The organism is Corallococcus sp. AB030 (genome assembly GCF_003668965.1).
In the GTDB taxonomy this organism is placed as follows: Bacteria; Myxococcota; Myxococcia; order Myxococcales; family Myxococcaceae; genus Corallococcus; species Corallococcus exiguus.
Map to the genome: position 1 here is coordinate 31,195 of NZ_RAWQ01000030.1, position 20,742 is coordinate 51,936.

Below are 20,742 nucleotides of genomic sequence, written 5' to 3' on the forward strand. Positions count from 1 at the left end.
GGGAGTGGTTCACCGTCGGAGCGCACGGCCGGTACGTGTCACGACAGGAACGACAGCGAGGCCCGGACATGAAGCCCGGGCCTCGCGAGGAAACGGACCGCGGCTCAGGTGCCGGCGGTGAGGGACTGCTCGGCGGCGGGGTGCTCCTCGTTGCACACCTGCGAGGACTCCTCTGCCTGGCGGGCCTCGGCTCCGGTCACGGATGCGGTGGGCTCGGAGACCGCCGCGCCGGCAACGCAGGCGTAGCCGTAGTACTCAGCACAGGTCATCTGCTCCGACCCAATGTGACACAGCACGTTGCAGTCGGGCAGCCAACAGTCGATGCACTGGGGCGGAATGGCAAGGGCAGCCGTGGGGGCCAGCGACACCACAGCGGAGAAAGCCAACAGCGACTTCACCAGAGTGCGCATGCGTGCTCCTCGTGAGGGAACGGCGCGGCCACTGTGAACCTGTTTCCCAGACAAGTAAATGCATGTCATTGGGAGGGTTTGTCATCACCCTGGGCTGAAGCATGTTGTTGGGAAACTTTCCTGCGTGACGGTGCAACGCCTTGCGTCGTGGGCGGCGGCACTGACGCGCTGTCGCGTTGTGCCAAGAGCCAGTCCACGAAGAGGCGCGCGGCCGGACGCAATCGCCGGTGCGCGGGGTACACCACGAAGTAGCTGGCGCGGGTGGGCACGATGGGCCCGGGCAGCCGGATGAGGCGGCCGTCCGCGAAGTAGGGCGTGGCGATCTTCTCGCGCGCCAGCGCCGCGCCCAGGCCCTGCACCGCGGCCATCAGCGCGCCGGTGGTGTCGCTGAAGCTGTAGCGCTCCTCGAACCTGGCCCCGCGCACGCCCGCCGAGCGGAACCAGTCCTGCCAGCCCTGACGGCTCAGGTCCGCGATGAGCGGGAGCTTCGCCACGTCCGCCGCGTCGCGCACGTGCTCGATGCCCGCGAGCCGCGCCGAGGCCACGGGGAACAGGGCGTCGTCCATGAGCGGCTGCGCGCTGAGGCCGGGCCAGGGCCCCTGGCCGTAGCGGATGCCCAGGTCCGGCCCGCCCTCGTCGAAGCGGGTGAGCGCCATCTCCGTGTCCACGTGGATCCGGATGCGCGGATGCCGCGTGGTGAACTCCGGCATGCGCGGCAGCAGCCACGCATAGGCCAGCGAATGCACCGTGGTGACGCGCACCACGGCGTCCTCGTCCCGCGAATGCTTGAGGCCCCCGAGCACGTGGTCCATGTCCGACAGGGCGTTGCTGGCGGCGTCCGCGAGCTGGCGCCCCTCGGCCGTCAGCGCCACGCCCCGGGCATGCCGTTGGAAGAGCGCGACGCCCAGGCGGTCCTCCAGCTTGCGGACGTGGTGGCTGACGGCGCTCGCGGTCAGGTGCAGCTCCTCCGCCGCGCGGGCGAAGTTCTGGTGGCGGGCGGCGGACTCGAAGGCCGCCAGGGCGGGGAGCAGGTCGGTGTGAAGGGGCATGGGGACGAGCCTCAAATCTGGCTCATGTCTGACACGGAAAGGATGCGCTTGTGAAGAAAGGGCCTCGGCGTGAAGAGAGGGCCAGACAGAAGTCAGATTCCTTCCTCGTACGAGGGGGCCGCCATGAGCGCATCCGTTCCCACCCATCCCCAGGCCGTGACTCCCACCTTCAACCGGGCGTGGCTCACGCCGCTGGAACTGGGCGGGTTGGCGGCCATCTGGGGCACGTCCTTCCTGTTCCTGCGCATCGCTGCGCCGGCCTTCGGCCCCATTCCCCTGGTGGCGCTGCGCCTGGTGCTGGGCGCGGCGGTGCTGATGCCCTTCCTCTGGCGCGCGCGCTCGGCCCTCCGTCCCGCGCTGTGGCCCCGGCTGGCGCTGGTGGGCGTCGTCAACGCGGCGGTGCCCTTCACGCTGTTCGCCTGGGCCGCGCGGCAGGCCCCCGTGGGCGTCGGGGCCATCACCAACAGCATGGCGGTGCTCTTCACCGCCCTGGTGGCGTTCCTCTTCTATGGCGAGCGCATCGGGGGCCGGCGCGCGGTGGCGCTGTTCGTGGGCTTCGCAGGGGTGGTGGTGCTGGCCAGCGGCAAGGCCGCGGGCACGAGCGTCGCCTGGGCCGCGGCGGCGGGGACCACGGGCGCGTTCCTCTATGGCATCGGCTCGAACCTGGTGCGCCGCCACTTCACCGGACTGCCAGCCGCCGCGGTCGCCGCCGCCACGCTGGCCTGCGGCGCGGTGCTGCTGCTGCCCTTCGCGGTGGCCACGTGGCCCACGGAGCCCATCGGCATGCGCCCCTGGCTGGCGGCGACGGCCCTGGGCGTCATCTGCACCGGCTTCGGGTACGCGGTGTTCTACCGCCTCATCCAGCGCATCGGTGCGCCGCGCGCCGCCGTCGTCACCTACCTGGTGCCGCTGTTCGCGCTGACCTGGGCCTGGCTGCTCCTGGGCGAGCCGGTGACGCCCACCATGTTGGCGGCGGGCACCCTCATCCTGGGGAGCGTGGCGCTGGGGCAGGCTCCCGCGGCGCCGAAGGCGAAGTGAGGCGTCAGCGCCGCTCGAACTTCCAGATGCGGTAGCCGTCGCGAACCGGCTGCATGAACCGCCGGACGAGGAACGCCGGGACGCGCTTCCCGGCCAGCTCCAGCGCGCGCTGGGGCACGGAGGTGGAGGACGCGGCCGTGTAGCCCGCCTCCAGGAAGAGGGACTCCGGCGTGTCCGTCATGTCCTGGAAGGACGCGCCCATGCTGGCGAGCACCGCGTGAATGTCGGCGCTGTACTCGCGCTGGAAGCTTTCGCGCATCAGGTCGCAGTACACGGCGTGGTGGGGGAACACCTGCTGGAGCACCGCGAGCATGTCCCGGCGCTGCGCGGTGGACAGGTACATGAGCACGCCCTCGATGATGACGTGCGTGCGCCGCGGGTCCTGGTAGGGCTGGAGCTTCCGGGCGAGTGACTCCGTCCCGAAGTCGATGGGGAGCCGCTCGAGCGGATTCTTCGCCTCCGTCACCGGCAGCTTCGCGTCCTTGAGCGTGAGGATGGCGGGCTCGTCCACCTCCAGCCACCGGCCGCCGCGGAGCCGGTAGGCCCGCGTGTCGAAGCCCGCGCCCAGCACCACCACCCGCGCGTCGGGAGCGCGGTCCAGCTCCTCCTGCACCAGCGCGTCGATGATCTGATGCCGCGCGGCGTTGCTCGCGTTGGGCCGGTCGAAGGACTGGAAGTTGGACCAGATCCGCCGCGCCTCGTCATCCATGAAGCGGGCCGCGAAGGTGTCATTGCACAGCGGCCGCGGCTTGCGCGCGTCCTCCGCCCGGCAGGCCAGGGTGTAGTACGCGGTCTTCGAGATGGCGTTGGCCATGGTTGGGGCTCCTTGAAACCTGCGCGCAGCTTGCATGAGATACGCGCTTTCTCGAAAGGTTGGTCCAGATGCGATTCGTGATGGCGCTGGGTGTGGTCGCGTTGGGTGCGGGCTGTGCGCATGCTCCAAAGCCGGCGGACCCGGCGGCGCGAGCGCAGCAGCTCTCGGCGGAAGCAGAGCAGGCCTATGAGGCGCTGGACTTCGAGCGGTGCGCGGAGCGCTTCCGCGCCTCCGGAGAAGCGAGCGGGGAGGGGCCGGACCGCGCGGACTCCCTCTATCGCGCGGCGGGGTGTGCCTCGCTCGCGGGCCACACGGACGCGGCCGTGGAGGTGCTGAAGCAGGCGGTCCAGGGTGGCTACTTCGACGCGGATCACCTCGAATACAACCCGGAGCTGGCGGCGCTGCACACGCTGCCCGCGTGGAGCGGCATCGTGGCGGAGGCCCGCGCCAACCTGTCGAAGGCGCCCGAACCTCCGTTCCCTGTGATGACGCTCATGGGGGTGGATGCGTTCGGTTCGCGGAAGGTGGACCGCGAGGCGGTTCAGCGCGTGATGGGGCTGGAGTTGGGCAAGCCCATCGTGCACAGCGCCGCCGTCTTCAAGCAGAAGGAGGCCGCGCTGCGCGAGCAGTACGGCCTCGCCTACGCCCACGTGGGCATGTCCATCTACTTCGCCGATGAGCGCAAGGGCACCGCCTATGTGGTGATGGACATGGTGGACGCCGAGGACGCAGCCCGGCTGCGCTTCCTGCCCGAACCCAAGGGCCACCCCGCCGATCCAGAAGGGCTGGTCGCCCGGTGGGACGCGTACAAGGAGCGCCTGAACATGCTCCAGATGATGGGCAAGCTCGCCGAGGACTCCAGCTGCAAGGTGGCGCACTGCATTGGTGGGTTCGGCCATCCGGACCTCGCGGCCTACGAACCGGAGTTCCTCGCGAAGGTGCCCCAGCAGATGGACGCGCTGAGCGCCGTCCTGCGCGAGGAATCGGACCCGGGGAAGCGAGGCGCGGCCGCGTCCCTGATGGCCTACGCGCCTACGGCCGAGGAGACCGTGAAGCGGCTGGAGCCCTTCATTCGGGATCCGGACTACGGGGTGCGCAACAACGTGCTGCGCGTGCTGACGGCCACGCAGGAGGCCGCGACGAAGCCGCTGCTGGACGTGGCTACGGTGGCGGACGCGGTGGCGCTGCCAAACTCGAGCGACCGCAACAAGGCGACCTATCTGCTGACCTACCTTCTGGCGGACCTGCCGCCGGAGGCCCTGAAGGCACAGCGGGCCGGACTGCTCCGCCAACTGGGGGAGCGGCTGGTGGAGATGTCCGCGCTCCAGATACCCATCAACAGCGAGCCTGCGGTCCTGGTACTGAAGCAGCTCTCCGGTGAGCAGTACGAGACCGCCGAGGAGTGGCGCGCTTGGCTCGCGCGTCAGCCGAAGACGGAAAGGTAGGGGACTGCTCAGTCCCCGACGACGACGGAGACGGGCGTGGAGAACTGCCGCACGATGCAGTCCTCCGCGCGCCCGTCCTCCCACGCCAGCATCGCGAACTCGGCCGGTTCATCGAGCGCGATGATGGGGTGGTGCCACACGCCCTGGTGGTAGTTCACGCCCTGGCCGGGGCCGCAGACGAACGCCACGAGCCCGTCCAGGTCGGGCCCGCCCGAAGGCGCGGTCGGCGCGACGCACACCAGGAAGCGCGAGCAGCGCATGGGCAGGAACGCCTGGCTGGACTGGGGATGGTGTTCCAGCAGCTTCACGGTGAAGGGAAGCGGCTGCGGCACGGAGCGGAACACCGCGAGGTTGGGCTTCGCACCCGGCCGGCCGTTCTCCAGCCGCGCCGACCAGTCGAAGCGCACAGCGGTGCCCTGGTTCGCCGAAGCGCCGCTCTTGAGCCCGGCGGACACGACGTCGCCAAAGGGCGCGAAGCCCTCCTGCGTCAGGGGCAGGGCGACGATGGAGCGGAGCGGGGCGGAAGCGTCCTTCATGAGAGGACTATAGGAGCGAGTGCCAGGACCGGCGTATCGGGCTCGACTTCCAGCTCCCCACCGGCGAGTCCCCCGGCAGCGCGAGCCGCCTCGCCATGGCGCACGACACGGACTGGGACGTCACCTACGGCGAAGAGCTCCGCCTCGGCGGCGCCTGATTCCGAAGGGCTCCCACCCCACCCCCGGTAGTCCTGATTCAAGGAGAACACGTCTCTTTCTTGACATCACGCGTCTAGACCTCTAGAGGGGATGAAAATGAGAATGCCTATCATTTTCATGTCCGGGCCCCCGTCCCGGCTGAAAGGGCAGGCGCTCATCCCCCCACTCCAAGAGGCCACTGCCGATGAAGCATCTGTTTGCCTTGCGTTCCTTGCGACTCTCCACCGCGGCGATCGCCCTGACCCTGTTCGCGGGCTGCGGCGACGACGAAGAGGAAGGAACGGACACGGACGGTCCGCTGTACGCCATCACCACCCAGATGCTCGCGGAGGATCCCTCCGACAGCTACGTCCTGGTGACGCCGGACGCGGAGAAGGCCGCGTCGCTGTCGCTGGACGGCGCCATCAAGATTTCCGGCCGCGCGCTGGGCGTGGGCATCCCCAAGACGGGCTCCGTCTACGTGGTGAGCGACGAGAGCGCCACGGTGACCCGCTACAAGCTCAACAGCGCCGGCAAGCTGGAGGCCTCGGGCACCGTGAGCTTCAGCGCCCAGGGTGTGACGTCGCTGGGCGAGTACCAGGCCAACTTCCAGTTCGTCTCGGAGACGAAGGCGTACTTCTTCGACGGTAACGCCGCGAAGATCGTCATCTGGAACCCCACGGCGATGACCGTGACGGACACCCGCTCGCTGGACGCCCTGGTCCTCCCGGACACGGTCATGGCGTTCTCCGGCGCGGTCGTGCAGACCGGTGGGCAGATCATCATGCCCGTGGGCTGGAGGCCGGTGGAGGGCAGCAGCGTCACGAAGAAGGCGGGCGTGGTCTCCATCGACACGGCGACGGACGCCGTCACGCTCGCGACGGACGACCGCTGCGGCTACACGCACGACGCCGCGCTCGGCACCGACGGCAAGGTCTACATCGCGACGGAGGCGTACGGCGCGGCGTCGCGCCGGGTGGTGGGCGCGGACTCGCCGGAGCCCTGCCTGCTCCGGTTCGATCCCACGACGCGGGACTTCGACAAGACCTTCTACCGCTCGCTGGCGGAGCTGGTGGGCGGTGGCACCGCGGGCGCGCTCATCCCGAGCCACACGCCGGGAACGGCGTACGTGCGCGTGCTCGATGAGAGCATCACTCCGGTGTCGGAGGGTTCGCATCCGCGCACGCTCGCGAGCGGCACCGGCTGGCAGTGGTGGGAGCTGAACCTGGCCACGCTGACCGCGACGCGGAAGGCCGACTTCCCGTCCACCTCCGGCAGCGTCTTCCTCTTCGAGTCGGAGAACCAGACGCTCTACACCGAGTTCGGGGCCGGCGCCTCGTCCACCACCTTCCGGGTGCTGGGCGACAACGGCAAGGCCACGGTGAAGACGCCGGGCCTGTCCTTCTCCTTCCTCCAGCTGCGCTAATCCCAGGACCCAAGACCATGAACAGCAATTCGATGCGCCACGCGGGCGTGTTTGTCATTGCGCTGTTGGGGGCGGCGTCCGCCTTCGCCACCAGCACGGGCATCAGCGGCAATTCCGGCAAGGACACGGCGACCTGCAACACGTGCCACAAGGGCGGTGAGGCCCCCACCGTGGAGTTCGAGGGCCCCTCGACGCTGGAGAAGGGCGCCACCGGCCAGTACACCCTCATCATCCGGGGCGGGACCGCGAAGACGGGCGGCGCGGGCATCGCCGTGGACGACGCGGGGGCCAGCCTCGTGGCCGGCACCGGGCTGAAGAAGCTGGGCAGTGAGCTGTCCCACTCCGCGCCCCAGCCCTTCACGGGCACGGAGCTGCGCTTCAACTTCTCGCTCGTCGCGCCCGCCACGGACGTGACCCTCAACCTCTTCGGCGCGGGCAATTCGGCGAACGCGGACCAGAAGAGCGACGGCGACCGCGCGGCGGCCACGAAGCTGAGCATCAAGGTGGGCAACGGCACGCCGGTAGTGCAAGAGCCGGGTGGCGACGAAGACGAGGGCGGGGGCTGCGCCGCCGCGAGCAGCGCTCCGTTCTGGGCGCTCGCGCTGGCGGGCCTGCCGCTGGCGGTGATCCGCCGTCGCCGCCAGAGCTGAAGCACCCCCGGTCGTCTTGAAGTATCGGGCCCCTTTCTCGCATGCGTGGGAAGGGGCCTTCTTTTGCGTCAGTCCGTGAAGGAACCGGGCTCCTTGCTGAACCCCGCCTTCGCATGGTGCGCCAGCCGCTCCGAGCGCGAGGCGTGCTCCAGCGCGGCGATGATGGCCTTCTCCGCGTCCGGCCCCCATTCCTTCACCTTGGCGGGGTCCACGCCCTTGTCCTTCACGTACTTCTCCAGCGCGGCGGCGGCGACCTTTCCGCCCGACCCGGCGTTGACCGCCAGGTCGGTCATGATGGCATTGCCGTACTCGCTGGTGACGACGTCCTTGAGCTTCAGCTTCGCGCTCTTGGGATGGCCCTCCGCGTCCTTGCCCGTCACGGACACCGGCCTGTCGCGGGTGCCGGAGATCTTCCCCTCGTTGGCGAACTTGATTTGAGCCTGCTGCATGGCCGGGTCGGCGCCCGCGGCCATGAAGATGGCGGACAGCTTCACGTCGGTGCGGATGGCCTCGGCCGCGGCGACGCCCTTGAGCACCGTGCCGTCCGGCCGGGTGAGCACCACGCCCTCCTTGCCAATGTCGATGCCGAACTTGCCGAAGCTCTTCTCGTACTGGGCCGGGTCGGTCGTCTTCAGGTCCCGCATGAACTCGGCGAGCGTGCCATTGCCATTCTTACCGAGCGTCCACTGGGTGAAGCCCCACGACACGCGCCCGATGTCCCAGGTGTTCACCTTGCTGAAGGTGCCCTCCAGGCCGGAGATGGACCCGAGGACCTTCTGCCGGTCCTCGCTGATGCCGCTCTTCTCCAACTGGGACGTGACCTGCGCGGCCGAGTCCCCGGAGACGGCGCCGCCATCCACCGCGTTCCACGAATTCGTGTAGGCCGTCTCGCGGCCATCCCGCATGCGCACGGTCGTCCCATTCACGGTGACGTCCGAGCGGGTCTGCTTGACGCCGACCATGGGCGCGTACGCGTCGACCCGAGCGAGCAGCCCGTCCTTCACGGTCTTCATCCGGGCCTGCGCGTCGGTGACCTTCGCCTTCGCCGCGTCGAGCGCCGTCTTCTGGGACTGCCGGAACGTCTCCGCTTCGGCGGGGGCCTTGGGAACCTTCGCCTTCTTCTGCTTCGCCTCCAGCCCGGCGAGCGCGCGTTCGGAGACCTTCACCGCCGCCTTGGCATCGCGGAGGGCGGGATTGTCGCCAATGTTCTTCCTGAGCCACTCCTTGACCTTCTCGCCCTCGGCCTTGACGGTCTCCTGCGCGGCCTTGAGCTTCTCCTGCGCGGCCTTCTTCGCGGGCTCGGTGGTGGCCGCGTTGACGGCGGCCTCCGCCTTGTTGCGCGCCTCCACCGCCTTCTTCAACGGGGCGTAGGCCTTCGCCTTGGGGGGCTTCAGGGTCGCGACGTTGCGGGGGATGAGGTCGTTGAGCTCGACGGCGTTGCCGCGCTGGAGGGTGCCCTCGTCCTTGGCCGTCACCTGGATGGCGTCGAGGTTCTTCTGGATGTCGCTGACGGACGCGGCGGCGACCTTCGTGGTCGCGGCGGCCTTGGTGGAGGCCTGCACTGGCGCGGATTGAGCGGCCGGTGCTTGGGGCTGGAGCGCAGTGAGCGCGCGCTTCAGGTCCGCGCCCTCGAGCTCCAGGTGGAGCGCGTCTTCCAGAGGGGTACTGGTCAGCTTCTCGTACTTCTCCGCCACCTGCTTGAGCTGGGATGCATCCAGTCCCTCCAGGACCTCGAAGACGGCGGCCTCGTCGGTGCCCCAGATGTCATCCATCGCCGTCTTGAGCTTCGCCGCGGCGGTGTCCACGGCGCTGGTGGGGGCCGAGCGCTTCGTGGCCCCCGCGGACGCGGACATCGGGTTGAAGGAGAAGCCCTGATGGGAAGGGGGCCGCCCTCGAATCTGATCCGCCAGGCGCTTGAGCGTCGCGCCGGAAGCGCCGCCCGCCACGGCCTTGAGGAGGAAGGTGCGCTCCGCGTCCGCGTCGGAGCGGGGCGAGGCCTTGGTGCTGACCCCCGCCTTCGACAGCAGGCTCGACAGCTCCTTCTGTTGCGCGGGGCTGAGTCCGCCCACCGCCGAGGCGATCGCGCCCGCGTCGGCGGGGGGCAGGCCGCTCGAAAGCGCCTTCAACAGGGCCTGCCGCGTGGGGCCCTCCGGAAGCGCGGAGAGCTGCTGCTCCGTCTTCCGCTGTGCTGGAGACTTCGCGCCCGCGGAGACCGCGGCGGCCATGGACGAAGTGGCGCTGGAGGGGCGCGAGGGCGCCACGGTCGCGGCGGAGCGCGCCTGCGTGACAGGCGTGTCCACACTCGCGACGCGCGTCGCCTTGGGGCCAGGGGAGCCGGTAATCTTGACCATGCGGCCCCGAGCCTAATGCACTGTCAACGTGTCTGATATCCGGCCGCCGGACAGGGGAGGGCCCTGTCCGGCGCGTCAAAGCCGGTTACTTCGCGGTGACGGTGGACTCGCCCAGGATGTTGAAGGTGCTGGCGGCGGCCTTCACGTCGATGGAGGAGAAGCCGGTGTACGGATAGTGGCCGTCGCCGATGTCCTCGACGATCTCCAGGAAGTCGCCGCTGATGCGCTTGCCATCCACATCCAGCGTGAAGGCGTCACCGGTGCCGCGGAAGGTCCAGCTGCAGGCGCCCGGGGCGACGCGGCCGTACATGCTGCTCCCCATGCCGTGGTTCTTGAAGCCGAAGTCGTACCGCGTGAGCCCGATGTGGATCTGGTACCACACCGAGCCGACGCCGTAATCGGGCTCGAAGTAGTGCGAGTTCATCAGCATGTTGCCGCGCCACAGGTTGACGGTGAAGGGCGAACCGCCCGACCGGCCCGTGAACGAGGGCCGCAGGGTCACCTGATCGCGGTCCTTGCCCGGCTGGACGCTGATGGTGCTGACCACCTGGTCGCCGTCACGCGCGGCGAGCGTGAAGCCCTGGCCCGCGGCGCCCACGCCACCCAGCTCCGTCTTCAGCACCCAGTCGACGGCGCGAGGGAACTCGCTGGAGAAGCCGTCCGTCTTCACGTTGGTCAGGTTGGACACGGCGATGCTCTTGCCGGTCTTCGTGAGCGTCGCGCGGCCCGTCGCGCAGTTCTTGATGCCCTCGAAGCCTTCGATACAGGTCCGCTCGGCCTTCGCTTCCTGCGTGGCGAGCGAGTCACCCGTGCTCGTGGTGGGCTCTTCACCCTGGCAGCCCGCGGCCGTGACACTCAGGAGCGCGGCCGTCAGCAGGCGGCCCGTCAGCTTCATCATCATGGAGAGATCTCTCGTAGGTGGGGGATGACTGCGTGCCGGTTCCGGTAAAAGCCCGGCGCGGGTCGTTCATGCACTCACCGAGCCACCCGTCGACCCGGTGGCTCCTCCTCTGGGCAGGGCGCCGTGAGGCCAGTCCGCGTGGCGTGTCAGGTCACAGCCGGACGCGCTGAGTAACCCGTCGTGTCACACGGGAGCGGAGGGAGCGAGCCCCGGGTTCCCGGTCGGGACAGGGCCGGAAGGACGCGGCGCGCCCCGCCCCCTCCCTGCCATCCCGGCCGTCCGTCTCCACCGTGAGTGAAGGAGGCAAAGACTGTCATGGCGCAGGGATATTCCATCAACATCGGTTTGAACGCGGTGGATCCGAAGCACTACGCGGGCTGGGATGGCCAGCTGCAGGCGTGCGAAGCGGACGCCGAGGACATGGTCAGCATCGCGAAGGCGCAGGAGTTCAGCCGCGTCCGCCCCTTCCTCACGAAGGACGCCACGCGCGCGAAGGTGCTGGCGGAGGTGGGCGAGGCGGCGTCGGTGCTCCAGGCAGGGGACCTGTTGCTGTTCACCTATTCGGGGCACGGCGGTCAGCTCCCCGACATGAACGGGGATGAGGACGACGGGCTGGATGAGACGTGGTGTCTGTATGACGGGGAGCTCGTCGACGACGAGATCTACCAGGCGATGGGGAAGCTCAAGGCGGGCGTGCGGGTCTTCATGCTCTCCGACAGCTGCCACAGCGGTTCGGTGAGCAGCGTGGCCTATGCGGCCCTGCGCTCCAGCGGCAGCCTGCAGCTGCTGGCGGATTCGTTGCGGAGCACGGAGCCCACGGAGCGGCGCTTCAAGGAGATGCCCCTGGGCATCGAGCAGCGCACGTACCGCGACAACAAGGCGATGTACGACGCCATCCTGAAGGGGCTGCCCAAGGAGGACCCGAGGCTGACGCTCAAGGCCACGGTGCTGCTCATCTCCGGCTGCCAGGACAACCAGCTCTCCAGCGACGGCGTCCACAACGGCCTCTTCACGGCCAACCTGCTGCGCGTGTGGAACGGGGGGAAGTTCAAGGCCAGCTACCCGACCTTCCACCGCCGCATCCTGGGCCTCATGCCGCCCATCCAGTCACCGGCGTACTCCGTCATCGGAGTCCCCAGCCGCGAGTTCGAGCGGCAGATGCCATTCCACGTCAGCTGACGCACGGCGGTGGGTCTCAGTCGATGTAGTGCTCGGTGACGGCACCATCGAGGTGCCGCACGCGAACCTTCGCGAGGAGCTCGAGCGGCATGCGCCGGGCGTTGACGCCCATCCGGTCGCGGGCGGGGTCGAGCGAAGCCCAGTGCGAGACACAGCCGCAGTGCGCGCAGCGGTGGAAGGCGATCTTCTCCTCGCCCCACTGGTACGTGTCCTGGGCCGCTACTTCCGCTCGAATGTGGACCTGGCGGGGCGCGTAGTACGACCACAGCACGCCGTAGCGGCGGCAGATGGAGCAATTGCAGTCGGTGACAGTAGTCGGCTCGGACTCCACCTCGAGTGAGGCGCGACCGCAGTGACAGGTGGAGAGAATCATCACGGCCCGAACGTACTGTGAACAGTGCAAGCACACCAACCCCTGGGCTGTCAGCACCGGGCAGGGGTGGCGTATGATTCCTCTCATGAGAGGCCTGATCGTCCTGCTGTGTTCGTGCTGGTGGCTCAGCGCGATTCCCGCTCACGCGGAAGCACCGGCGCCCGCCGACATCGAGCGCAAGCTTCGAACGTTGCTCACACGCTGCCTCGCGGGGACCGATGAGTGCCAGGAGTTCGACTTCCGGGTCCCAGCTGAAACGGAGGACATGCAGCAGGTGGCCAGGAGCGTGAAGGGGCTCATCGACGAGCTTGGCGAGCACGGCGGCGCGGAGGTGCTTCCACTTCTCTGGCAACTGGATGCACGAGGCTCCTTCGACGCGATGCAGGCCCGCGAGGTCATCCAGACGCGGTCGATGCTCCGGGCCCTCGCCACGCGGTCCTGCGCTCCCCCTTCCAACGAAGAGATCGCCGCGGAACGAGCCGGCCTGGGCCACTTCGCGGTCCTCCGTGCCCAGGGTGGGAAGCTCGTCGCCGTGCGGCCTACGCCGGAGGAACTCGAGGACCTCTCATACTTTCTTGTCGCGGTCCGTGAGGCAGGCCCGCCGGTGGGGGAGACTCAGGAGCCCGGTGGTGACTGGCGCAAGCCGGCGCAGGCCAATGCGTCGCTCGACGCTGCCGATGCGGAGCTGCGGTCCGCCCGCCTCCGAGGCGACATCCGGGGCATGGACACCGCCGCACGGCGCTACCTGGTGCTCCTGGGCTATCCCGCTCCCCTGAAGGCGTCCGAAGAGAACGCCTACGGCTGGCACGGTTCCCGCTTTGCATCGGTGATGCGGGAGTGGGCCGCGGTGCAGGAGGACCTTGGCGCGTTCAGTGAGGCTGCGGCCCTCTATCGCCGCACCAGTCCCGTCGATGGCGCCTGCGGGACGGGATGGGAAATCACGCTGAACGAACAGATCCTCGGCGTCATCCGGACCACCGAACAGCACGCGGGCTGCCGTGGCATCGTCGCCGAGCGGCTCCTGGACGTCGGAGACCGGTACTGGGGAGACCTGGCCGCGTCGCCACCCTATGGTCCGACGCGGCTGCGCGAAGCAGGCTTCGACGTGGCGCGGCTCTACCGGGGCGCCCTGGTGACACGTCACCGGGATCTCCCGCCGGAGGAGTTGAAGCGGGTGCTCTCCGCGGCTCCGGAGCCCTTGCGCACGGACGCCCTCCGGCGGCTCCAGCAGCGCGGACCGGAGGCGTGGGAGAAGCGCGTGCTGGCGCTGGAGGGCTTCGCGGATGTCGGGCAGCGTGACGCGCTGGATCCGCTGGCCGCCCTGGCCTTGGACTCCCTGGGGGAGACGCAGCACCGTGCGGTCGCCGCGCTCGGCATTCTCACGGAGCGGCCCCGGTCAGACCCCTGTTCAAAGAACCATGTCCTGGGCGGCGGATCCGGCGAAAGGCGCCCCATCCGCATGCTGGGGGATCAGTGCGCAACGGCGCTGAACCCGCAGGAGCGGGATGCCATGGCGACACGACTCCTGCCGCTCCTCAAGGCGAAGGATGGGCAGACCCGCGAGGTGACGGCGAAAGCGCTGGGCCAGCTCGGCTCGCCGTTGGCTGCTCCCCAGTTGCGGAAGCTGTCCAAGGATCCGTACACGCAAGGTGGCTACTTCTCCGAGGACCACACCCGGACGTATCCGCGCTACCCCGTTCGGGAAGCCGCGGCTGATGCCCTGAGTCAGCTCAAGCCGTAGCCCTGGGAGCGATGAGGCTCCACGCCCCATCGCTCCCGTCATCTCAGCGACGATTCCTAGTCCTTCGTGCAGACGACGTCGTCGACCTGGAGGTGGTCGCGGTCGGCGACGCTGCGGCTCGGATAGAAGAACAGGCGCCAGTCGCGCACGTTGCCGGTGAAGCGGAAGAACACCGGCTGCCACTCGTCGCTGTCCACGGTGACGAAGTCCGTCTGCGGGCTCCAGCCGCCGCTCGAGTAGCTGCGGTGGCGGATGCTGCCGTGGCCGCGCACCCGGTACGAGCAGGAGTAGTTGCCCACCGGCACGTTGAACTTCTCGGTGGTGAAGCGCTCCGCGACCTGGATGGGCACCACGAACTGCAGCGCCGCCGAGCCGCCGTGCACCGCGCTCGTGTAGCGCGCGAGGCGCGAGGGCTTGATCTCCGTGCCCGGGTCCGTGATGCCGTTGTCCAGCCCGTACCAGGAGTCCGGGACGTAGTTGTTCCCGTAGTAGGGGATGGCGCGGGTGCTCCAGTTCTCGAAGCCGCCGTTGCGGATGATGTTCGCGGAGTGCTCGGCCGCGACGCAGCGGCGGGTGGCCGGGTCGCAGGCGGGCAGGGCGCCGCGGCAGTCATACGTCGTGAAGCAGGCGCCTTCGGCCAGCTCGCACACGCCCGTGCTGGGGTTGCAGCTCGTCGCAGGGTTGCTGCACGTGACGCCGGCGCAGGGGTCGCCCTCGATGCAGAGGTGCGAGGCGGTGTCGCAGACGGGCGTCTCCGGGGTCCCCGCGCAATCCGCGTGGCGGGTGCAGCGGTCCTCGGCGGTCACGCAGGTGTGGGTCGCGTCGCAGGACTGCCACTCGCTGCAGTTCGTGGTGTCGTCGCAGCGGCCGGAGAGCGGCTTGCAGGTCACGGTGGTGTTGTCGCAACGCGCCCAGGCCTCGCAGCTGACTGAATCGCACGGCTCGGGGGCCCGCACACAGCGGACGTCGTCGATGAGCAGGTGATCGCCGCTGGTGTTCCGGACGCTGAAGATGAGCTCGAAGGTGTCGAAGACGGAGTTGGCCAGGTTGAAGTTGTAGCTCACCTGGGTCCACGACCGGGAGTCGACGGAGGTGTAGGACGAGTAGCTGGAGTAGTCAGTGCCAAACCAGGCGTTGCGGACGTCACCGGTCCCCCGCGCCTGGTAGGTGCAGGAGTAGCGGCCCGCGGCCATGGACTTCGCCACGGTGGTGAAGCGCCTGTGGGTGGCCGAGGTGTTGATCAGCTGGGCCGCGTTCACGCCCTCGAAGGGCTGCGTCGTGACCTTCCGCACCACTTCTTCGATGTTCGTCGTGCTCCCGGACCACCGCGCCGGAAGCGCGCCGGGCCACTCCTCGAAGCCACCGTTGTCGATGACGTTCACCTCGGTGGGCCCGCCCGCGTCCGGATTCCCGGAGCCCGCGTCGGTCGGCTCGGTGCCGGAGTCAGGCGTCTCGGTGCCCGAGTCCGGGGTCTCCGAACCCGCGTCAGGCGTCTCGGTGCCGGAGTCCGGCGTCTCGGTGCCGGCGTCAGGCGTCTCGGTGCCGGAGTCCGGCGTCTCGGTGCCGGAGTCCGGCAGCGGATTGCCCGAGTCGGGCGTCTCGGTGCCCGAGTCGGGCCGGGTCTGCCCGGCGTCGGGCGCCTCCGGAGAATCCGAATCACCGCCGCACGCGACGGCCAACACCAACAGCGAAGTCAGGCACACTCGAAACAACTTCAACGCAGCCTCCGGTTTCAGAACTGGATCTTTCGTACCACACTGTACCGGAGAGCAACCTCCCCAGGGGCCGGTGGCGCGTTTCTTCCTCCGGAATGGGCCGCGGACTGGCGGGCCTCAGCGGCTTCCGGACGGAGCCCGCCGCTTCGCGCGAGCGCGGATGGGCGCGAGCACGAAGGAGAGGCTCATCAGTTGCTCGCGACCGGGCGCCCTTGGCTGGCTGGTGAGCTCGCAGAGGCGCTCGATGAGTCTGTTGACCTCCTCGACGTCCCTGGCGCTCAGCCAGCCCTTGTTGCGAGCGGTCCAGAGTTCGCGTCGTGGACCGTCGAGGGCCACGTCCTCCAACTTCAGCGCCTGCTCGAAGTCGCGCGTCGCGACGCGCAGGAGGCCCCGGGCAAATCCGCCCACGGCCCCGAGATTGCCAGCTCGTCCCGCGCGGTAGGCCAGCCGGAGCGGTGCATGGTTCGTGCTGGTCCGTCCCTCGGGCGCGAGGGAGCAGCTGCTGCTGCGGCCCGAGGTGGTGCTCGACGACGATCCACTGCACCCGCGCGCCGCCGTGGATGTCTTGTTGTCGCGGCCCGTGGGCTCGCACCTTCCCTGAGGTTGTCCTCACGGAGGCCGCTCGTGGTCGTTTCAGGTGGGAAGTTCACGCTTCCCGGGTGAGGTCCGGTTTCCAAGTATGTCTTTGGAGCCGCACTGCTCGCGGGTGAGTGTGTCCGAACCCGGTTTGATCTGGAGTGGCTCCTCCGGCGATGTTTCCCGGCATGAGTTCGTTGGGGTTGAGGCTGTTCGCGGTTCTGGCCGCGGTGGGGGCGCTCATTGGCGTGGGCGGTTGCGAGGAGGCGAAGGAGAAGCCCTTCTCGCCCGTCACTCAGTCGGCGCGACTGCTGGACCCGCCCCAGTACGCCGCTGAGTTCCTGGGCGACCTGTGGCCGGGGGACACCGATTCCTCACCCATGACGCTGACGGAGGCGAATGGACTCCTCTATTTCTCGGCCGGACTCTTTCCCGACTTCCATGCTCCCTGGAGGAGCGATGGGACCGTCAACGGGACCGTCCGCCTTCTTCCTCCCTACCCGCGCCCAGAGCTGAGCCTTCATGAGGTGGCGTCCTTCACCGCGGTGAACGGCACCGTCTTCTTCACCGCCGGAGATGCGGACACCAGCAATCAGGATGTTGAGCTGTGGAAGACCGATGGCACCGCCATGGGAACCTCGCGCGTGAGGAACCTCCACCCGTCGGATAGCTCGTATCCGGAACAGCTCACGGCGGTGGGGAACACGCTGTTCTTCACTGCCGACGACGGCGTGTACGGAAGACGCCTTTGGAAGAGCGATGGAACGACCGCGGGCACCGTCCTGGTGCAGCCCCAGAAGCCCCCCACGATGCAGGAGCCCGGCTGTCTGACGAACTTCAACGGGACGCTGTTCTTCGTCGCAGACAGCTCGACGTACGGCCTCGCGCTGTGGAAGAGCAATGGCACCGCGAACGGCACCGTCGTCGTCAGGACCCTCAACGAAGAGAACTTTGGCGACTTCATACCGACCCCGGACCTGGCCTGCGCGGTCATCGGGAACCGGCTGTACTTCGAGGGGCCCAAGCCATCGGGTGGACGGGCGCTGTGGCGGAGCGATGGGACGGCTGCGGGCACCGTGCGCATCAAGGACATCACCTCCCGTGGCGCGGACAACCGGCTTGGTGTTTTCACGAACGTCCATGGCACGCTCTTCTTCACCGCTCAGGATCGAAGCCTTGTCGCGTTGTGGAAGAGCGATGGCACCGCGGAGGGGACGGTCGAGGTCTCGCTGTTTCCCGCCTCCCGGGAAGAAGACAGGCCGCAGTCTCTGACCGTGGTGGGCAACCTCCTCTTCTTCACCCGTCGCACCGGGGCGGGCGTCCGCGAGTTGTGGAAGAGCGATGGCTCGGAGTCGGGGACCCAGCGCGTCATGGTGATCCGTCGCGGGAGCTCGGTGCAAGAGCGCGTTTCGCTCGCCGCCTTCCAGGGCCTGCTGTACTTCACCGCCGAAGATGAGACGAGCGGAGCCGAGTTGTGGCGCACCGACGGCACGGAAGCCGGGACGGTCCGGGCGGTCGACCTGTGGCCTGGCGCCGCCAGCTCGGCGCCATCCTCCCTGCGGGTCGTCCGGGATGCGCTCTACTTCGCGGCCAATGACGGGGTGAGCGGCCGCGAGCTCTGGAGGAGCGATGGCACCTTGGCTGGCACCGTGCAGATGCGGAATATCTCCACCTTCAAGAAGAGCTCCGCTCCCTCTTTCGGCGTGGCCTTGAATGGCGTGCTGTACTTCGACGCTGAGGATGGCCCGCATGGGCGGGAACTCTGGCGGACGGATGGCACTCCGGCGGGAACCGCGTTGGTGAAGGACCTCTTGCCAGGGCAGAAGCGGGGCATGCCCACGCAACTGACGCCGATGGGGGGCCTGCTCTACTTCACGGCTTTGGACGCCGCGGGGTCCTCCCTGTTGTGGAAGAGCGACGGCACCGAGTCAGGCACCATGCAGGTGCTGAACAGCTTTCCCGAAGGAGGGAGGGATGTCGCGAACCTGCGGCGACTGGGGAACCTGCTGCTGTTCACGGCCTCGGAGCGAATCGGGGGGCGAGAGCTGTGGCGGAGCGACGGGACCGAGGCAGGCACCGTGCGGGTGAAGGACATCAATCCCGTGTCGCAAAGCATTCCGCCCCTTCCCGGGCTCGCGATCCTCAAGGACCACGTCTACTTCACGGCCTCCGAAGGCACCTCGGGCTACGAGCTGTGGAAGAGCGACGGGACCGAGGCGGGCACCGTGCGGGTGAAGGACATCGCCGTGGGCAGCGGGAGCAGTACCCCCATCGACATCTCCACGGTGGGCGAGCAGCTCTTCTTCTTCGCCAATGATGGCGTCACGGGCTCCGAGTTGTGGAAGAGCGACGGCACCGAGGCCGGCACCATGCGGGTGAAGGACATCTGGCCCGGGACCGCCAGCAGCAGGACGCCCGACTGGGGCCAATTCGTCGATGTGGACGGAGTGGCCTTTTTCATGGCCAATGATGGCTCGAGTGGCACGGAGCTTTGGAGGAGTGACGGCACGGAAGAAGGCACCGTGCGCGTCAAGGACCTCTCTCCTGGGAGCGCCAGTTCCACCATCTCCGCATCCAACCTCAAGGTCTACCAGGGGCAGCTCTTCTTCGGATTCTTCGACGGCCAGCAGGGCAACGAGCTGTGGCGCACGGATGGCTCCGAGGCGGGCACGGTCTGTGTCAAGGACCTCGTCCCCGGCGTCGGGGGTTCCTATCCCAGCAACTTCGTGGTCGTCGGGGGAACGCTCTTGTTCACAACCTTGTCTGGCCAGGGCCGAACGACGATCTGGCAGAGCGATGGAACGTCGACGGGGACGCAGCCCTTCGCGAGAGGCGGGGAGTGGTCCAATCCGGGGCAGCTGGCGCAGCTGGGCGACGATCTGATCTTCGTCGCCTACGACGGGTTGCACGGGAGTGAGGTGTGGCGCCTCCCGCGGGTCATAGACCAGACGCCACCCCGGTTGACGTGCCCAGCGTCCCTGGTGGCCGAGGCGACGAGCGCCCAGGGTGCGACGGTGGACTACCCGCTCGTGACGGCAACCGATGAGCGCGGGGAGACTCCGACGCTCCGCTACAGCCAGGAGAGCGGGACCCCGTTTCCGCTGGGGACCACGTCGGTGGTCGTCACCGCAGCCGACGCCGTGGGCAATAGCGCCACCTGCTCCTTCACGGTCGACGTGTGGGACACCACGCCGCCGGAACTCACCTGTCCGGTGGACGTGAGCACCTGGGCGACGGCCAATGACGGCGCCACGGTGGAGTATCCGGACGCCATCGCGACGGATACGGTCTCCGCCGCGACGCTCGAATACAGCCATGCGACCGGGACACGGTTTGGTCTGGGGCTCACCAAGGTCACGGTCGTGGCGACGGATGCCGCCGGGAACTCCTCTTCGTGCGCCTTCCAAGTCCAGGTGGCGGAGACGCCAGCACCGGCAATCACCTGTCCGGTGGACATCCAGGCCGAGGCCATTGCCGCCACGGGTGCGCCCGTCCATTACCCGGAAGCGAGCGCCACGGGGACCGGCGGGGTGTCGGTGACGTACAGCTCCGCGAGCGACAGCGTGTTCCCGCTGGGGGACACGTTGGTGACGGCGACCGCACGTGACGAACGAGGGCGCACGGCGAGCTGTGCCTTCACCGTCACCGTGCGCGACACCACGCCGCCGCAAGTGGGCTGTCCGGGGGACCTCGTGGCCGAAGCAGAGGGCCCCGACGGCGCGTCCGTTCCGTTCCTTCTCGTGAATCCCCGGGACGCGGTGACGCCTTTCCCCTCGGTGACGTCCAGCGCCAGTGCGGGGGCCCGCTTCCCGCTGGGAACCACGGAGGTCACCGTGACGGCGACGGATGCGGCGTCCAATGCCGCCACGTGTGCCTTCTCCATCACCGTGAGGGACACCACGCCCCCCGAGCTCAGCTGCCCCTCGGATGTGGTGATCAAGACCGGGAGCGACGAGGGCACGGTCGTGACCTTCCCGGAGGCCGTGGCCCGGGATGCGGTGACGCCGGTGGTTCCCGTGACCTACAGCCACGCGTCTGGCAGTGGGTTTCCGCGCGGCGCGACGGTCGTGACAGCGACGGCCCAGGATGCGTCAGGCCTCTCCGCTTCGTGCACGTTCCAGGTGACGGTGGCGTACTTCGTGCCCCCACCGGCGGGCGGGGAGGTGACGACGGGGTGCGCGTGCTCGGCGGAGGCTTCCGGCGGTGGTGGAGGCGCCGCGTGGTTCGCGCTCCTGGGGAGCGCCCTCTGGCTCCAGAGGCGTTCCCGCCGGGAGTGTTGAGGCAAAGGGCCCGGGGCCACTCCCTCGTGCAGGGCGTCCCGGACCTGCTGGTGCTCAAGCGCGTGGGCTGGGGCGACTCCGCGCAGCCACGAAGGGCCACCTGGAACTGCTCCGCGAAAG

At 68.7% G+C, this 20,742-nt stretch carries 17 protein-coding genes; 8 read left to right on the plus strand and 9 right to left on the minus strand.

Annotated elements, in window-relative coordinates:
* Window positions 1-104 precede the first annotated feature (104 nt).
* Entirely contained in the window at window positions 105-410 is a 306-nt protein-coding gene (locus D7Y15_RS10445) for a hypothetical protein (protein ID WP_121752460.1), read from the minus strand.
* 65 nt (window positions 411-475) lie between these two features.
* Window positions 476-1,459, minus strand: a complete 984-nt coding sequence (locus D7Y15_RS10450) for a LysR substrate-binding domain-containing protein (protein WP_120577910.1) — start codon at window positions 1,457-1,459, stop codon at window positions 476-478.
* A 123-nt stretch (window positions 1,460-1,582) separates the two neighbouring features.
* Between D7Y15_RS10450 and D7Y15_RS10455 the strand changes: the two genes are divergently transcribed.
* The gene (locus D7Y15_RS10455; RefSeq protein ID WP_120577911.1) at window positions 1,583-2,497 is read left to right on the plus strand and encodes a DMT family transporter; all 915 of its coding nucleotides are present in this window, start codon (window positions 1,583-1,585) and stop codon (window positions 2,495-2,497) included.
* 4 nt (window positions 2,498-2,501) lie between these two features.
* Here D7Y15_RS10455 and D7Y15_RS10460 read toward each other — a convergent pair whose 3' ends face one another.
* On the minus strand, window positions 2,502-3,311 hold the full coding sequence (locus D7Y15_RS10460) for a class I SAM-dependent methyltransferase (RefSeq protein ID WP_158629032.1): 810 nt from the start codon (window positions 3,309-3,311) through the stop codon (window positions 2,502-2,504).
* A 68-nt stretch (window positions 3,312-3,379) separates the two neighbouring features.
* On the opposite strand from D7Y15_RS10460, the gene D7Y15_RS10465 reads away from it, so the two are divergent.
* Window positions 3,380-4,756 carry a HEAT repeat domain-containing protein gene (locus D7Y15_RS10465; protein WP_120577913.1) on the plus strand — a complete coding sequence of 459 codons (1,377 nt, stop codon included), beginning with the start codon at window positions 3,380-3,382 and terminating at the stop codon, window positions 4,754-4,756.
* Between the two features lie 8 nt (window positions 4,757-4,764).
* Here D7Y15_RS10465 and D7Y15_RS10470 read toward each other — a convergent pair whose 3' ends face one another.
* Entirely contained in the window at window positions 4,765-5,292 is a 528-nt protein-coding gene (locus tag D7Y15_RS10470) for an ureidoglycolate lyase (protein WP_120577914.1), read from the minus strand.
* 343 nt (window positions 5,293-5,635) lie between these two features.
* On the opposite strand from D7Y15_RS10470, the gene D7Y15_RS10475 reads away from it, so the two are divergent.
* Both D7Y15_RS10475 and D7Y15_RS10480 read left to right on the plus strand, forming a co-directional pair.
* Entirely contained in the window at window positions 5,636-6,856 is a 1,221-nt protein-coding gene (locus D7Y15_RS10475) for an MxcI protein (RefSeq protein WP_120577915.1), read from the plus strand.
* Window positions 6,857-6,873: 17 nt separating this feature from the next.
* On the plus strand, window positions 6,874-7,506 hold the full coding sequence (locus tag D7Y15_RS10480) for an MXAN_6652 family MXYO-CTERM-anchored protein (protein ID WP_120577916.1): 633 nt from the start codon (window positions 6,874-6,876) through the stop codon (window positions 7,504-7,506).
* A 68-nt stretch (window positions 7,507-7,574) separates the two neighbouring features.
* Here D7Y15_RS10480 and D7Y15_RS10485 read toward each other — a convergent pair whose 3' ends face one another.
* Both D7Y15_RS10485 and D7Y15_RS10490 read right to left on the minus strand, forming a co-directional pair.
* Complete coding sequence (locus D7Y15_RS10485; protein WP_120577917.1) at window positions 7,575-9,857, minus strand: hypothetical protein; 2,283 nt, start codon at window positions 9,855-9,857, stop codon at window positions 7,575-7,577.
* Window positions 9,858-9,942: 85 nt separating this feature from the next.
* Window positions 9,943-10,758, minus strand: a complete 816-nt coding sequence (locus D7Y15_RS10490; protein WP_120577918.1) for a hypothetical protein — start codon at window positions 10,756-10,758, stop codon at window positions 9,943-9,945.
* A 315-nt stretch (window positions 10,759-11,073) separates the two neighbouring features.
* Between D7Y15_RS10490 and D7Y15_RS10495 the strand changes: the two genes are divergently transcribed.
* Window positions 11,074-11,937 carry a caspase family protein gene (locus tag D7Y15_RS10495; RefSeq protein WP_120577919.1) on the plus strand — a complete coding sequence of 288 codons (864 nt, stop codon included), beginning with the start codon at window positions 11,074-11,076 and terminating at the stop codon, window positions 11,935-11,937.
* A gap of 16 nt (window positions 11,938-11,953) precedes the next feature.
* Here the strand turns inward: D7Y15_RS10495 and D7Y15_RS10500 are convergent, their stop codons facing one another.
* Window positions 11,954-12,310 (minus strand): GFA family protein, encoded by a 357-nt coding sequence (locus D7Y15_RS10500; RefSeq protein ID WP_120577933.1) that lies wholly within the window; start codon window positions 12,308-12,310, stop codon window positions 11,954-11,956.
* A gap of 85 nt (window positions 12,311-12,395) precedes the next feature.
* Here D7Y15_RS10500 and D7Y15_RS10505 point away from each other — a divergent pair, with 85 nt between their 5' ends.
* Entirely contained in the window at window positions 12,396-14,051 is a 1,656-nt protein-coding gene (locus D7Y15_RS10505; RefSeq protein ID WP_148712740.1) for a hypothetical protein, read from the plus strand.
* 56 nt (window positions 14,052-14,107) lie between these two features.
* On the opposite strand, the gene D7Y15_RS10510 is transcribed toward D7Y15_RS10505, so the two are convergent.
* A complete protein-coding gene (locus D7Y15_RS10510) occupies window positions 14,108-15,769 on the minus strand; it encodes an invertase recombinase-like protein (RefSeq protein ID WP_121752463.1) in 1,662 nt (553 codons plus the stop codon).
* A gap of 114 nt (window positions 15,770-15,883) precedes the next feature.
* A complete protein-coding gene (locus D7Y15_RS10515) occupies window positions 15,884-16,174 on the minus strand; it encodes a hypothetical protein (protein WP_120577922.1) in 291 nt (96 codons plus the stop codon).
* A 58-nt stretch (window positions 16,175-16,232) separates the two neighbouring features.
* On the opposite strand from D7Y15_RS10515, the gene D7Y15_RS46375 reads away from it, so the two are divergent.
* Window positions 16,233-16,367, plus strand: coding sequence for a hypothetical protein (locus D7Y15_RS46375; RefSeq protein ID WP_255424652.1), 135 nt, complete (start codon window positions 16,233-16,235; stop codon window positions 16,365-16,367).
* 163 nt (window positions 16,368-16,530) lie between these two features.
* Entirely contained in the window at window positions 16,531-20,622 is a 4,092-nt protein-coding gene (locus D7Y15_RS10520) for an ELWxxDGT repeat protein (RefSeq protein WP_158629033.1), read from the plus strand.
* The last annotated feature ends 120 nt before the right edge of the window (window positions 20,623-20,742 follow it).